Origin of the sequence: Paenibacillus sp. FSL K6-1230 (genome assembly GCF_038002385.1) — a bacterium.
Taxonomy (GTDB): Bacteria; Bacillota; Bacilli; order Paenibacillales; family Paenibacillaceae; genus Paenibacillus; species Paenibacillus massiliensis.
Window position 1 is genome coordinate 2353653 of the sequence record NZ_JBBOCK010000001.1, and the last position, 13497, is coordinate 2367149.

Here is a 13497-nt window from a genome sequence, read left to right on the forward strand (position 1 = left end):
GTTCTGCCAGTTCCTTGCATACACCACAGGTGATTGAATCATCGTTAGATAACATAACTTTAATATGTAATGTATTCTATCTCGTGATTACTGATTCTTATTTTATCACCTTGGTTTCACAATGCATTGACAAAAACGTAAATTATAATCAGGTTTTTTGTTGGATTTGAACAAAAAAATATTTCATATAATGTTATATATATGTTAGTTATTGTTTTTGGAACAATCTTTTGAATGAAAATTACAGAGGTGGAGTTGGCTCTACCGAATTGTTCAGCGTCTCCAGCCCTGCAATCCGACATCCTACCTCGTCTCCTGGCTCAATAACGACCGACCCCGGTGTCCCCGTCAAAATGACATCTCCCGGTTGCAGCGTCATCACATGTGACAGGAAGGAGATCAGGTATGCGGGGGAAAAGATCATTCGGCTAACAGAATTGCTGTGAGTGACTTGGCCGTTGAGTATGGTCTCGATCTCAAGATTAGGTAGATCGTCATATTCGTCAGGTGTGGATAGGGAGGAGCCAAGGCTCAGGAACGTGTCAAAGCTTTTGGCACGCTGCATAAACCGAGGATTGCGAGCGTGGATATCCTTGGCGGTCATATCGAGTGCTGTCGTATATCCAGCTACGACGCTCATCGCTTCCTCTTCACGGAGCTTCTTGCACGTGTGTCCGATGACGATGGCTAGCTCCGCTTCTGCGGTGATCTGTCCGGCTCCAGTGGGGAGATGGATCGCTTCACCAGGGCCAATCAGTAATGTATCCGGCTTGAGGAAAATAACTGGCTCATCCTCAGGAGGACGCCCGGACAGCTCTATCGCCTTTGCCAGATAGTTCATGCCGACGCCGATGATTTTGCCCGGCTGTCTGTAAAGTGCGCGGTAAGAAACTTCGCCTGCGAGCAGGGCAGGGGCCCTGTCGAGGTGCTCCTGACCACCGCTGATATACCAGTGGCGCAGCGAATTCAGTCGTTCTTGTTGCAGTAGCGTGAAGAGGTCTGTGTTCCAAGCCGTGCCTTCCTGTTCATTCAGCCAAGCCAGGGGGATCATGCCCCGATCCGTCAAAAAAGCAACTTGCTCCCGTCCCTTGTGCGCAATCGTCACGAGTTTCATCCATGCACCTCTTCTGTAAAATGTTTAGTCACCCAATACAGCAACTGGAGATCCGTATTCAAACCGCCGATAAAAGATAGTCCGATCGGTAGTCCGTCCTGACGGATTACTGGCACGGTAACCTGAGGCAGACCGGAAAGTCCTGCAATACAGGAGAGCTGCATTGTTTTCGCTCGGTATTCCTCAGCTTTTGGACCTTGTAATCCTAACAGCGGAGCTGGGCCAGGTGCAGTGGGTATGGCCAGAATTCCGCCTTCACCTAGTAGTTCCACAAGCGCGCGCTGTACACGAGCACGTAAAGCTGCTTCAACCGCGCTTGCGGATTCCTCCAGTGTACAGGCCCATTCGAAGCGTTCCGCAATGCCCGGCCCAAATGTCGGATGTTCTTTTGCGATCCATTCGCTATGTTCACGTGCGATCTCTAGCCCTTGAAGAACACGGAACGCCGCCGACCAGTCTGCCAGGCTCTCTTCAGGCTCAGTTAATCGGATAGCCGTGTGGTTATCCTCCCAGTCGCCGAGACCATGTAGCTTCGCAAGGAGGATCGAACGGTCATCCGGTTCGGGCAGGCTCCAGGCTTCTTCCGCCGTGAGAAAGCGGGTGAATGGGGATGTACTGATATTGAATAGGTGATCTATGTCGTGTTCACTCTCGACGCTTAAGCTCGACTCACCATCAGAATTAGCTGAATTATGTTCCAGCAGGACCCTGCCCACGTCGAGCAAGATTTTTGCAGACCGACTCATCCAGCCAACCGTATCGAAACTTCGCGCCAGCGGAATGACCCCTTCCGCAGATATGGCTCCATGCGTCGGACGGAAGCCGTATAGGCCACAATACGATGATGGAATGCGCACCGAACCGCCTGTGTCCGTTCCTACGGCGAAATCGACCAGTCCTGCAGCAGCAGCTACGGCCGAGCCGCTTGACGAGCCCCCGGGAATTCGATCTGGTGCGTGGGGGTTAATCGGCGTGCCGTAATGGGCGTTTTCTCCGTTCAGGCTGTACATCAATTCGTCCGTCTGCGTCGTGCCTTCAAACCTCGCGCCGTTTGCTAGTAATGCCAATATTGAAGGAGCTGTAGATTCCGAAGGCTCATGCGTGCGAAGCCAATCCGGGTTGCCGGCTCCGCTTGTAGCGCCCTTGATATCGAAGACGTCCTTCACTGCGAACGTTAGTCCAGTGAGTAAGCCTGTTCCGTTGGCAGGTCGCTTCATGGAAGTATCTACGAAAGCTCTCCATTGGTCGGACATGGGTGACACCATCTTCGACTTTGTGTGGAGTTGGAATCCCTCCGTTTGATTCGCATTTTTCGTACTCATTGCTGTTCTCCTTTCGGTTTCAAATTCGTAGTAAGCGTGCTACGGGAACGATGAGACTTTACCGTATCAGGGATTTGAACCTTCCTCAAGGTAGTCGCCTGATCTTGTGGGGGAGAGCTGATCCGAAGCCGGTCTAATAGTAATGCGAGTAAAATGCCGACCAGCAGACCGTTTCCAAGTAGCGGCCGCAGTAGGGCGGGCAGTGAAGTGAACGATTCGGAAGGCAATCCCATAATGATGATCCCTACGAATAAAGGTGCTGCTGTTCGGTACAGGTTGGCGGCATCCATACGAATTTGCCCGAAATATTGCAGGGAGGAGCCTAGCAATCGCAGATACGTCACGAGAAGCACAGCGCTTCCGATGCTGAGCGGGAGTTGCGTCAATACGCCGCTGATCGCCTTAATTAGGCCGATGCCCGCGAACAAAAGACCACCGATTACAAACGGAAGCCGATCCCGGATACGAGTCTGCTGGAGGAAGCCTACAGAGGAAACGTAGGGAGCGTAGGGGACAAGTCCCAGTAATCCCGAGGCAACTGCGAGCGCACCGCTGATCGTGAAGGAGCGTCTGTATTGCCTTCCTGATGCTTCCTGCTCGTAAATACTATCCGTTCCTTTCAGTGCGCCGAACGTATTGGAGGCGTTGATGAGCCCGGCGATAACGGCAATCGCTACCACACCGGCGTTCAGTCCGTCTGTAGGCCCACCGAGCGGAAACCAGCCCATGTCTATACTTCCAACATTGGATGCTCCGTCGTCTCTGCCGAAGCTAAGCGCATATAGCGCCCATCCGCCCAAAATACCAATCAGCAGTGCATACTGCCCGATCGCGGGCCGGGCTTTTACTGACAAGACTGCGGCAAAAAAGGCAACGGCAGCAGCCAACAGGAACACGGCTGGCTGAATTGCTGTGGCTTCAGACGATGACCCAGATGAAATGCCGAGCATGCCTTCGAGAAAAATCATGTTCAGCCTGCAGCCGAGCAGGAACATGAACACAGCCATCACTCCCGGCGTAAATAGTTTCGACAATGGAGCAGCTAGGCCGCAGACACCGATCAGAATGGTGACCACACCCGAGATCAAGATTCCAACGGCCAGGCTACCGCCCAGTTCCGTCAGCGAAATGCCCAGTGACGGTGCAGCCGCACTAAGGCTTAGAATGACACCCCACCACAAGCCAGACTGTCCTTCCATGACGGCTCTTTTATGTCCGAGTCCTGCCTGAATTACGCAAGCGAGCCCTGTTAGGACAAACGAGCATTGAATTAGAAATTGAATCTTCTCCTGCGGTAGCCCGAACGCTGCTCCGACCGTGATTGGAATGACTACCGTGTTGGTAAATAAGAAGAAAAGCCACTGCAGCCCTGCGAGTCCTGAGCGCAGCCAGTTGATTTTGTTCATATTTCACACTCCGCTTGGAGCTTCGTTGAGATGGTATCCGAGCAGATTTATTACGCACCCGGGGTTCCTTGAACAAAGCTGAGTTTATACAAAAGGATTCCGGAAATTCCCGGAATCCTTATCTTTCCCTAAAATACAAGTGCGACAGCAAGAGGCCTTTGGGCTACATCTTCTACACCATGGTCACACTTGGGCGAGAACGGCCGTACCTGATTAGGCCTGCTCATACACGTCCAGTGCCTCTTGCACTCCGCGCCCAATCACGATCGGGGCATGATGTCGGATCAGCACAGCTTCCAGCGCGGACAGAACGAATAGCACGTTCTCCTTGCGACAACTGTAGCCCATCGTGCCGATTCGCCAAATCTGCCCATGTAGCGGGCCGAATGAGCTTGCGATCTCGATACCGAACTGATTCAGAAGCATTGTTCGTACGGACTCGCCGTCAACACCTTCCGGAATCTTCACGCACGTCACGACTGGCAGCTTCCATGCCACATCGTTGAATAGCTCTAGCCCCATACCACGGATACCGGACATCAGCGCCTTTTCATGCAACTTGTGCCGTTCGAAGCGTTCTTCAAGCCCTTCGTCAAGCAGGATGCGCAGGCCTTCGCGCAACGCATACAGCATAGACGTTGCTTCCGTATGATGGTTCAGACGACGCGGCCCCCAGTAATCCTGTAGCTGGCTTAGATCAAAGTAGTTGCTGCGAATCGGCTGCGCCACGTCCCGATGGTCGCTTTCAATTGCGACACCGCGCTCGACTTTTTTTCGGCTCGCCAGAATGCGCTCAACCCGCTCGTTGTATGTGATGGGTGCCATGCCAGAAGGTACGGAAATGCACTTCTGTGTACCGCCGATAACCGCATCAAGCTGCCATTCATCCACTTTGACTGGGGTGCCACCGATTGAAGCGACGGCATCGACCACCGTCAATACGCCGAGCTTGCGGCAGGCCGGGCCGATCTTGTCCAACGGCTGCATACAGCCCGTCGAAGTCTCCCCATGCACAATCGCCAGGATTTTCGGCTGTACTCGCTCAATCTCGTTGATGACCGCCTGTTGGTCGAATACTTCTCCCCAAGGACATTCCATTAGATGAAGCTCTGCACCATGGCGTTCGGCAATCTCGGTCAGCAGATGGCCGAAGCGGCCGAAGATGGGCACTAGTACTTTGTCACCCGGTTCGATCAGACTGCACAGTACCGCTTCCAAGCCAGAGCGAGAAGTACCGTCGACAGGGAAGGCCCACTGGTTCGTCGTCTGGAATGTTTGTCTTAACATTTCCATAGTTTCGTTCATCATTCGCGTGAATTCCGGATCAAATTGGCCTAGAATCGGCGTTGCCATTGCTCGCAGAACTCTAGGGTCGACCTCAACTGGCCCTGGTGTCATGATTGTTCTCAAAGGTGCATGAATTTCCCGGTACTTCGTCATCTCGTAACCGCCTCCTCAGTGTTCTTCAATAAGCCAACTTGTGCAGCATGTCGATCAGCAAGCGCACGCCGCGCTGCAAATCTTCCGTATCCGTAAATTCTGCGGGTGAGTGGCTAATGCCGTCCCGACTTGGTACAAAGAACAGTGCGGTTGGACAATACGTTCCGAATATCTGCGAATCGTGTCCCGCCCCGCTAGTCATTGTTTTGTACGAAATGCCTTCACGCTTTAAAATGTCCTCAGCAGTCGCGTTTAGAGCAGGATCCATTGCTACCGGAGGCTCATCCATCCATTTGTAGCACACGACGCGAGTTCCTTGTTCGGCCGCAACCATTTCGAATTCCCTGAAGCATTCCTCGCAGAAGTTCCGAATCGTCTCTGCATCCCTGTGGCGCACGTCCAGGCTAAAGGTGACCTCGCGTGCAATGACATTACCGACATTGGGGTGAACGTCCATTCGACCCACGGTAGCCACGAGTCCGCTCTCATCTGCTTTGGCTCGATGCGTTAGTATTCGAATTAGCTCGGCAGCCGTAGCCATGGCATCTCGGCGCCACTGCATTGGAGTCGTGCCGGCATGATTGCTCTCGCCATGGACTGTAATATCATAACGGCGTTGTCCAACGATGTGGCTGACGACGCCGATCGACTTGCCTTCCCGTTCCAGCACTTGGCCTTGCTCAATATGCAATTCGATAAAGCATTCCAGGTCTTTGCGCTTTGGCTTCGGGTGTTGACCTGTTCCGAACCCGGCATCGCGCATCGCCTGTTCGAACGATACGCCTTTTGCGTCCTTGATGTTGTGAACCGCCTCGCGGCTCTTCGCCCCCGTAATATTACCGGAACCCCAGTAGGTCATCGGGAAGCGGCTTCCTTCTTCTTCGCATAGGGACACAACCTCAATTGGCTTGAGTGGCTGGCCGTAATGTGTAAGCAAATATTGCACGGCGATTAGTGCAGCGACGATGCCATAGGCTCCGTCGTATTTTCCGCCTCCGGTCACTGTATCTACATGCGATCCTGTCAGTACGACCTGCGCTTTTGGATCACGTCCAGAGACACGTCCAAACAGGTTCCCGGCATCGTCGTAGTGTGTGGTTAGTCCAATTTCTTTCATTTTTCCCTCGATCGCCCGCTGGGCCGCGCTCCAAGCCGGGTCATACAGCAACCGTGTTACTCCGCCACTTTGTTCTTCCCCATGCGAAGCCAGCCATTCAATCATATGTTCGACCTGTTCGAATAAGGCGGACGGCTTCGGTTGTTTGATCATCAATGTAATCTCCCCCAATCTGGCAGCCCAAGCTTTCCAATCGATGTTATATTGTTTAACTTGGCAATGCTATTCATTAATCGTAAAATAAAACAAAAGGGAAATCATTCACGAAAATGTAGAAGAATCAGAGTAATTGTTGGTCATGTTAACTAAAGGGGGCGTGAGAATGATGAAAATGGATGATCTGCTGAAATTACCCGTATTTGACGGAACAACGATCGTCGCGGGAGCAAAGGGCTTGAATCGGGAAGTTCACACGGTCAATATGATGGACGCCCCAGATATCATTCCATACCTTAAAAGCAATGAATTACTCATTACGACCGCTTTTCACTTAAAGGATGATCTGCCAGCGCTGTTGGAATTGATTCGGGAGATGAGCCGCCAGAACTGCGCGGCTTTAGGCATCAAAAGCAAGCGGTTCCTCGGCAGCATTCCCGAATCGGCGATCACGCTTGCTGACCAGTTAGACCTACCGTTAATGGAGCTGCCCGTCGAGCCTTCGCTCGGCGATATTGTCAACAAGTCGCTGAGCCATATCCTTGATGTGCGGACAACCGAGCTGCACAACGCTATGCAGACACACCGACAGTTCACCCAGCATATCATGAGCGGCCAGGGCATCCCGAAGCTATTGGATCAGTTGTCCTCCTTGTTGAGATTACCTGTCCTTTTACTGGGTCCTTACCTTCAACGGATATCTGGTCGTTGCACCGCCTCCACCGCCACGCGGCTCGAAGCGTTGTTATCGGCCGGCGGTCGTTTTCATGTGGAGACATCCAATTTCACTGCTTTTTCCCTGCTGGGCGGAGAAGGGGAGACACTGACGTTATTTCCCGTCTATACCCACAGACAACTACACTACCTCTGTATTGAAGGATTTGTTTCGCCAGCGGAACGTTCTAGTATTCTGACTATTGAACAGGCAACCAACGTGATTGCTTTCGAGCTGATGAAGGACAATGCGCTCAAGCAAAATCGCCGGCGTATCCAGAATGAGTTCTTTACCAATTTTATCGGAGGGGCATTTTCAAGCAGCGAGGAGATCGCCAGCCGAGGAAGGGAATTCGGTCTATCCATTGAACACCGCTATCTTTGTGCAGTCGGCAAACTCGACGGCAGAGATAAAACGAGCTCATTTATGCAGTATAAAGCCGAACAAGACCGGATCGCTGAGCATCTGGAAGGGGAGTTGGTCCATTTTCGCTATCCGCTACATCTGTTCACTCACGATCGCGCCTACGTATTGCTCATGCCAATGGTCGAGGAATGGAAAACACTCAAACCTTCTTTTTTTGCGCTGCTGGAACACCTTCAGGGGAAAATTGCTACGTATTTCGGTTCGGAGTTGTCGTTTGGCTTCAGCAGCTATGCACAGCCACTCGCCCAGATCCCTGTCTCCTACAAAGAGGCGAACGAAGCCCTTTACTTCGGCGGCATGGCAGGTAAGACTCGGTTTATCGAGATGTATCATCCGAAGGAAGTGCCGGAGATTTTGCGTATGATCCCTCTTGAGCACCTACGGAAATTTTACGCCGATACGATGCAGGGCTTCGAGGATGAGACGCTCAAGGATCATCATATGTTAATCCAGACGCTATCCGTTTATTTGGAGGCCCATTGCCAACTTGCCGAGACGGCAAAGAGACTGTACATTCATCGGAATACAGTGATCTATAGGTTGGAAAAATGTGAGGAAATTATCGGTCGCAGCCTGAAGGACCCGGAGGAAACGTTGCGTCTTCGCATGGCATTCCGAATCAAAGCATTGCTGCCGCAGAAGGATGGAAGGATGGAATAATGGAATAATGGATGGGTACAGGAGCAACACAGCGCTAGCAACGCAGTTAAGTCTAGTCTTTTCCTGAAAGGCGTATTCCCGCAAAGTAAGCTCTTATTCATACAAAAATCCCCTCCGTTCAACAAGATTAAATCCATCTTACCAGATGTCTTTTTTCTCATGTCTACTAGAAGGGGATATCACTACTAAACGGTTAGATTTACATTTCCGCCTTAATCAGCCAGCAGTTACTGAATCTGAACTTTGCTTCGAGTCACTCTGCATTCACTGCAGCTCAGGCTGTGCCGCCTGAGGTCGAGGGTCTCAGCCCACCAGAGCCCTGGATAGCTCCAGCGGTAACTTTCTCGCTTTGCTGCTCCTTCGTATGAGTGCCGTCAGCTTCAAGAGCTGACGGGTTCACATCTTGGACTGTACCGCCTACATTTCCTTGTTGCAGCTCATACATTTGGCGATAGCGACCTTGACCGGCAAGCAGCTCATCATGAGTACCTTGCTCCACAATTTCACCTTGATGCAGGACCAGAATCTGATCTGCATTCCGAATGGTAGAGAGTCTGTGAGCGATGATGAAGGTCGTACGCCCCTTCTTCAGCACCTCAAGTGCTGCCTGGATGATGGCTTCGGTCTCGGTATCAATGTTCGCGGTCGCTTCATCCAGAATGAGAATGGCTGGGTCGAAGGCGAGCGCTCTGGCGAAGGAGATCAATTGACGCTCCCCTGCGGATAGCGTACTCCCCTTCTCCAGGACAGGTTCATCGAAGCCCTGCGGCAAATGCTGCAAGAGCTTGCTTGCGCCTACATCCTGCAGAGCCTTCTCGATCTGCTCACGGGTAATCCGTTCATCGTCCAGACTGATATTGGAGGCAATTGTTCCTGTGAACAGGTAAGGGTCCTGCAGCACGATTCCCATGTGGCTTCGCACCCACTGTCTGGGAAGCTCTCGTATATTCTGACCATCAATCGTGATGCTTCCCTTCTGCGGATCGTAGAAGCGAAAGAGCAGGTTGATGATCGAGCTTTTGCCAGAGCCGGTATGTCCGACGAGAGCGACTGTCTGCCCCTGCTTGGCAGTGAAGGAGATGTTCTTTAGTACATAGTCATTCTTGTAGGCGAAGGACACATCCTTGAACTCCACATGTCCCTTATAGCGTGGCATGGAGCCATCTGTGACAGGCTCTCCGTCTTCATCCATAAGCTTGAATACCCTCCCGGCAGATACAATGGATGTATCCAGAGCCGCAAGTTGGTTCATCATGCCTGTAATCGGATGGAATAGCCGACTTAGTACGTCTACGAACGCATAGAGTACACCGAGCGAGATCGCCGAGGAGCCAGTCAGTGTTCCTGCGCCGAAGTACCACAGTACAATGGCAAACGAGAAATTCCGCAGCACATTCACCAGATTGTGGGAGGTGAGCGCATTCAGATTCAGCATCTTATTCTGATGCTTCATGTAATCTTTATTCAGCGTCTCGAATTCATCCAGCGTTTGCTGCTGCCGACGGAAAATTCGGATGATAGACATCCCCTGAATGGACTCATTAATAATGGCATTAATCTCACTTAGTCGGGAGCGGATGATGGTATTGTAGCGTGTAGCCACTTTGCGGTATAGCACCACCCACAGGACGAGAATCGGCACAAGGAAGAGACAGATCAATCCGAGACGAAGATCCAGAATGAACAGTGCCACATAGATTCCTGCGATGGTCACGATGCCTGAACTGAAATTCGCCAGCACCGCTACGAACAGGTCCTTGATCGCTTCGGTATCATTGGTAACTCTGGATACGACCTTCCCTGCAGGCAGGTTGTCAAAAAAGTTCACTGGCAAACGCTGAATCTGCGCATACAGATCGAGTCGAAGCTTCTGGATTACCCGATTTGCACCGGATTGAAGCCAGTAGGTCTTGCCGAATTCAGCGAAAATAGAGATAACGAGGAATACGAAGTACCACATAATCAATTGGTAGATTCCCGGCAATTCCGGTTGGTAAAAAGCATACAACTCGCCTGTGGATAGCAACTGAGCTGGGTAACGGAATGTCTCGCCGCCACGGGTAATCGTTAATATCCCGTCGCTGAAGCTGCGCTCGCCCTCCGCGATGGATACAACCTCATTGACGAATACGAAGGAAGAGCCAGCCTGTAGAATACGTACCTCGCGGCCGCGAGGCTCTTCCGGTGTAAAGCGATCACTTCGTTTGAAATGTTCTCCCTTGTAGGAGGCTGCTTCATGGGTATCGTTGGTCTGATAAAAAGGCTTCTCGATAGCCAGCATATGATTGTCAATCATGGACTTGGCAAGGAATGGCCCCGCCAGCTCGGCAGCCACACCGATCGCCAGGGCGATGAGGGCTACAATGAATGTATATTTAGTCGTCAAGGCGTATTGGAATAATCTCCTGCCTATGTTCTGCTTCAATTACTTAACCTCCTTGGAGGAAAGGTCCGATTCCAGCTGCTGGCGTAAATATTGCTCATGATACCAGCCTTGCTCACGCAGCAGCTCCTCGTGTGTTCCTTCCTCAATAATTCGGCCTTGCTCCAGCACTACAATATGGTCTGCGTGCTCTACAGCGGACAGACGGTGTGTGGAGATCAGCGTTGTTTTACCGGCGCGCTTGCTTCGAATATTCTCAATAATGCGAGCCTCGGTACGGGCATCTACTGCAGACAAGGCGTCATCAAGGATGAGAATTTCAGGGTCCGCGATGAAGGCTCGCGCTAGGGATACACGCTGCTTCTGCCCGCCGGATAGTGCAATGCCTTTTTCCCCTACAAGCGTATCCAGTCCGTCTGTTAAATTCACAATATCACGCTCAAAGGCGGCGGTGCGAATGGCTTCCATAATGTCATCATCCGTTGCACCAGGCTTACCGAACCGAATATTGTCACGGACGGATTTGGAGAACAAAATCTGCTCCTGCGGCACGTAGCCAAGCCAGCTATGAAGCTGATCTACTGCAATACTCTCCATAGGTGTATCCGAGATCAGAATCTCACCCTTGCCTGTAGGATATTCATGTAGAAGCTGCTTCAGCAGCGTCGTCTTGCCACTACCTGTACGGCCTACTACGCCAAGTGTCTCCCCACGCTTCAGCCTAAGCTGGACATCCTTGAGGTTATCCATCGTTGACGATGGGTAACGGAAGGTCACGTCCTTCATCACAATGGATTCGGGATGGCTGACCTGAACGGGATGTTTAGCATCCTTGACATCAGGCTGATAAGAGGTCGTCTCGTTGACGCGATCGAGAGAAGCATTGCCGCGCTGCATCAGATTGATGAGCTCGCCGATGGCGAACATAGGCCAGATCATCATCCCGAGATACATGTTGAAGGAGACCAGATCACCCAGTGTGATTTCATTGCGAAATACAAGATGAATCCCATAGCCAAGCCCGATGACGTAACTGAGTCCTACACATAGACGAATGGTCGGCTCGAACAGTGCATCCATGCGGGCGACGGCCAAGTTTTTCTGGTAGACATCGTCTGTAATATGGGCAAATCTGCGCTCATCATGCCGCTCCTGCACATAGGCTCGAATGACCCGAATCCCAGCGACCGATTCCAGTACCTGATCGTTCATATCTCCGAAGGCGTCCTGCGCCAGCGTATAACGCTGATGGATGGCCTTGCCATATATGCTCATGGCGAGGGCGATGAATGGCAGGGGAATAATGGCCGCAAGTGTAAGCTTCCAACTGATCAAAGTACACATGGCAATCAGTACAGTGGCCAAATAGACTGTGGAGTCCGTCAGGGTCAACATGCCGAATCCGGCTGTAGCTGCTACTGAACGTAGATCGTTCGTGGCTCGCGCCATGAGATCTCCTGTCCGATTCTTCTCGAAGAAGGGCGGGGTCATGCTGAGCAGGTGTCGCATGAAGCGGCTGCGCAGTAAGCTCTCAACCAGATTGGCACCACCGAATAATCTATGCATCCATATGTAGGTGATGTAGTAGATTAATACGAGCATGCCTAGAATGAGCAGGATTGTCTGAGTTAATGAATTCCAGGTGACCGAGCCGTTGCTGATCTCGTCAATTGTGGTGCCGAGCAGACGTGGGGGGATGAGCTCCAATACGCCAACGACAATGAGGAAGATGAGGCCAACGGTATAGCGTTTTTTCTCTTGCCTGAAAAACCATCCCAAATTCTTTAATACTGAGAACATGTAAAATCGCTTCCTTTCACGAAAAGTGAACCTGTCGCCATGAGAAATCATGCTTAAAAGACAACAAAAAAGACATACCGTGTGCAAACGATATGCCTTGGATGCATGTCATATGGCGTGCTCAGGTGTAGACGTGAGTAACCGTTAACTACCTGACGCAATTATGTACGCTAAAGGATCAGACCTACTGGCAGGACTCCTCTGACGACGACAGTTCGGTTACTCCGGTATGCAATTGTAATGAATGACCTGCTGGTTGAGTAGTAAATGTAAATACAATCATCATTACCGGATTCCCCTTTCTTGTCAGTCATCTTGACCATCGGTGTCCAGAGCATTATCCCCGAACGGATGATTCGATGCTGTCATAAATTTGAATTTGATCTCGTTATGGTTGAATCTTATCACTAGGCTTTGGCGACTGTCAAACCTTTTTCACAAAAAATTCAAGTGCGCTTCTCGTACTTCCGTTTATCAACTGGTTGGTCTAATCGTCGAAGCGGTGTTATGATAGAATACGAGTATGCAATCAAATTAAGCATTAGAGATAGGATAAGGAGATGAACGGCAGCATATGAGTATCCATGTGACTGAACAGGCAGCAGCTTGGTACAAGAAGGAGCTGGGGCTGAAGGATGGAGATAGCATTCGTTTATTTGCCCGCTACAGCTCAGGTGGTGGCCTGCATCCCGGATTTTCACTGGGTATATCAGTGGAATCCCCACAGCGTCCTGTCATGGAGAATACCGCCGGGGGGCTTACTTTCTATATGGAGGATCAGGACTCTTGGTATTTGAAGGGACACCGGGTGGAAGTGAATTATCTGCAAGAGCATGACGACATTGTGTACAACTACGCGGAGGAATCCGAGGGTTAATTAGAGCGAATCAATGACAGAGCTCATTCAAGTTGATTTTTGTGACTGTAGTAGTCCTGCTTGAAGGAGCTAAAGGTATTG

General features: G+C 51.1%; 9 protein-coding genes. 2 read left to right on the forward strand and 7 right to left on the reverse strand.

The annotated features are described in order from the left end of the window. Positions 1–241 precede the first annotated feature (241 nt). The 5 genes from MKX74_RS10380 to allC all read right to left on the reverse strand — a co-directional run bounded on the left by MKX74_RS10380 (position 242) and on the right by allC (position 6552). Positions 242–1114 carry a fumarylacetoacetate hydrolase family protein gene (locus tag MKX74_RS10380; protein WP_341178286.1) on the reverse strand — a complete coding sequence of 291 codons (873 nt, stop codon included), beginning with the start codon at positions 1112–1114 and terminating at the stop codon, positions 242–244. Then, on the reverse strand, positions 1111–2367 hold the full coding sequence (locus MKX74_RS10385; protein ID WP_341180556.1) for an amidase family protein: 1257 nt from the start codon (positions 2365–2367) through the stop codon (positions 1111–1113). The genes MKX74_RS10380 and MKX74_RS10385 overlap by 4 nt, the downstream gene beginning before the upstream one ends. A gap of 65 nt (positions 2368–2432) precedes the next feature. Continuing rightward, positions 2433–3842 carry a uracil/xanthine transporter gene (locus tag MKX74_RS10390; protein ID WP_341178287.1) on the reverse strand — a complete coding sequence of 470 codons (1410 nt, stop codon included), beginning with the start codon at positions 3840–3842 and terminating at the stop codon, positions 2433–2435. A gap of 213 nt (positions 3843–4055) precedes the next feature. Beyond that, positions 4056–5282 (reverse strand): pyridoxal-phosphate-dependent aminotransferase family protein, encoded by a 1227-nt coding sequence (locus MKX74_RS10395; RefSeq protein WP_341178288.1) that lies wholly within the window; start codon positions 5280–5282, stop codon positions 4056–4058. A 25-nt stretch (positions 5283–5307) separates the two neighbouring features. Then, a complete protein-coding gene (gene allC, locus MKX74_RS10400; protein ID WP_341178289.1) occupies positions 5308–6552 on the reverse strand; it encodes an allantoate deiminase in 1245 nt (414 codons plus the stop codon). 169 nt (positions 6553–6721) lie between these two features. Here allC and MKX74_RS10405 point away from each other — a divergent pair, with 169 nt between their 5' ends. Continuing rightward, entirely contained in the window at positions 6722–8356 is a 1635-nt protein-coding gene (locus MKX74_RS10405; protein WP_341178290.1) for a PucR family transcriptional regulator, read from the forward strand. 274 nt (positions 8357–8630) lie between these two features. On the opposite strand, the gene MKX74_RS10410 is transcribed toward MKX74_RS10405, so the two are convergent. Both MKX74_RS10410 and MKX74_RS10415 read right to left on the reverse strand, forming a co-directional pair. Beyond that, positions 8631–10781, reverse strand: a complete 2151-nt coding sequence (locus MKX74_RS10410; protein WP_341178291.1) for an ABC transporter ATP-binding protein — start codon at positions 10779–10781, stop codon at positions 8631–8633. After that, entirely contained in the window at positions 10782–12539 is a 1758-nt protein-coding gene (locus MKX74_RS10415; RefSeq protein WP_018883289.1) for an ABC transporter ATP-binding protein, read from the reverse strand. It lies immediately after the preceding gene. 574 nt (positions 12540–13113) lie between these two features. Between MKX74_RS10415 and MKX74_RS10420 the strand changes: the two genes are divergently transcribed. Continuing rightward, the gene (locus tag MKX74_RS10420; RefSeq protein ID WP_018883288.1) at positions 13114–13416 is read left to right on the forward strand and encodes a HesB/YadR/YfhF family protein; all 303 of its coding nucleotides are present in this window, start codon (positions 13114–13116) and stop codon (positions 13414–13416) included. Positions 13417–13497 lie beyond the last annotated feature (81 nt).

Excerpts from the sequence above, each read along its gene's own strand:
- MKX74_RS10390 (WP_341178287.1), bottom strand. The coding sequence starts at position 3,842 with ATGAACAAAATCAACTGGCTGCGCTCAGGACTCGCAGGGCTGCAGTGG.
- MKX74_RS10420 (WP_018883288.1), top strand. The coding sequence starts at position 13,114 with ATGAGTATCCATGTGACTGAACAGGCAGCAGCTTGGTACAAGAAGGAG.
- allC (WP_341178289.1), bottom strand. The coding sequence starts at position 6,552 with ATGATCAAACAACCGAAGCCGTCCGCCTTATTCGAACAGGTCGAACAT.
- MKX74_RS10415 (WP_018883289.1), bottom strand. The coding sequence starts at position 12,539 with ATGTTCTCAGTATTAAAGAATTTGGGATGGTTTTTCAGGCAAGAGAAA.
- MKX74_RS10395 (WP_341178288.1), bottom strand. The coding sequence starts at position 5,282 with ATGACGAAGTACCGGGAAATTCATGCACCTTTGAGAACAATCATGACA.
- MKX74_RS10380 (WP_341178286.1), bottom strand. The coding sequence starts at position 1,114 with ATGAAACTCGTGACGATTGCGCACAAGGGACGGGAGCAAGTTGCTTTT.
- MKX74_RS10405 (WP_341178290.1), top strand. The coding sequence starts at position 6,722 with ATGATGAAAATGGATGATCTGCTGAAATTACCCGTATTTGACGGAACA.
- MKX74_RS10385 (WP_341180556.1), bottom strand. The coding sequence starts at position 2,367 with ATGTCCGACCAATGGAGAGCTTTCGTAGATACTTCCATGAAGCGACCT.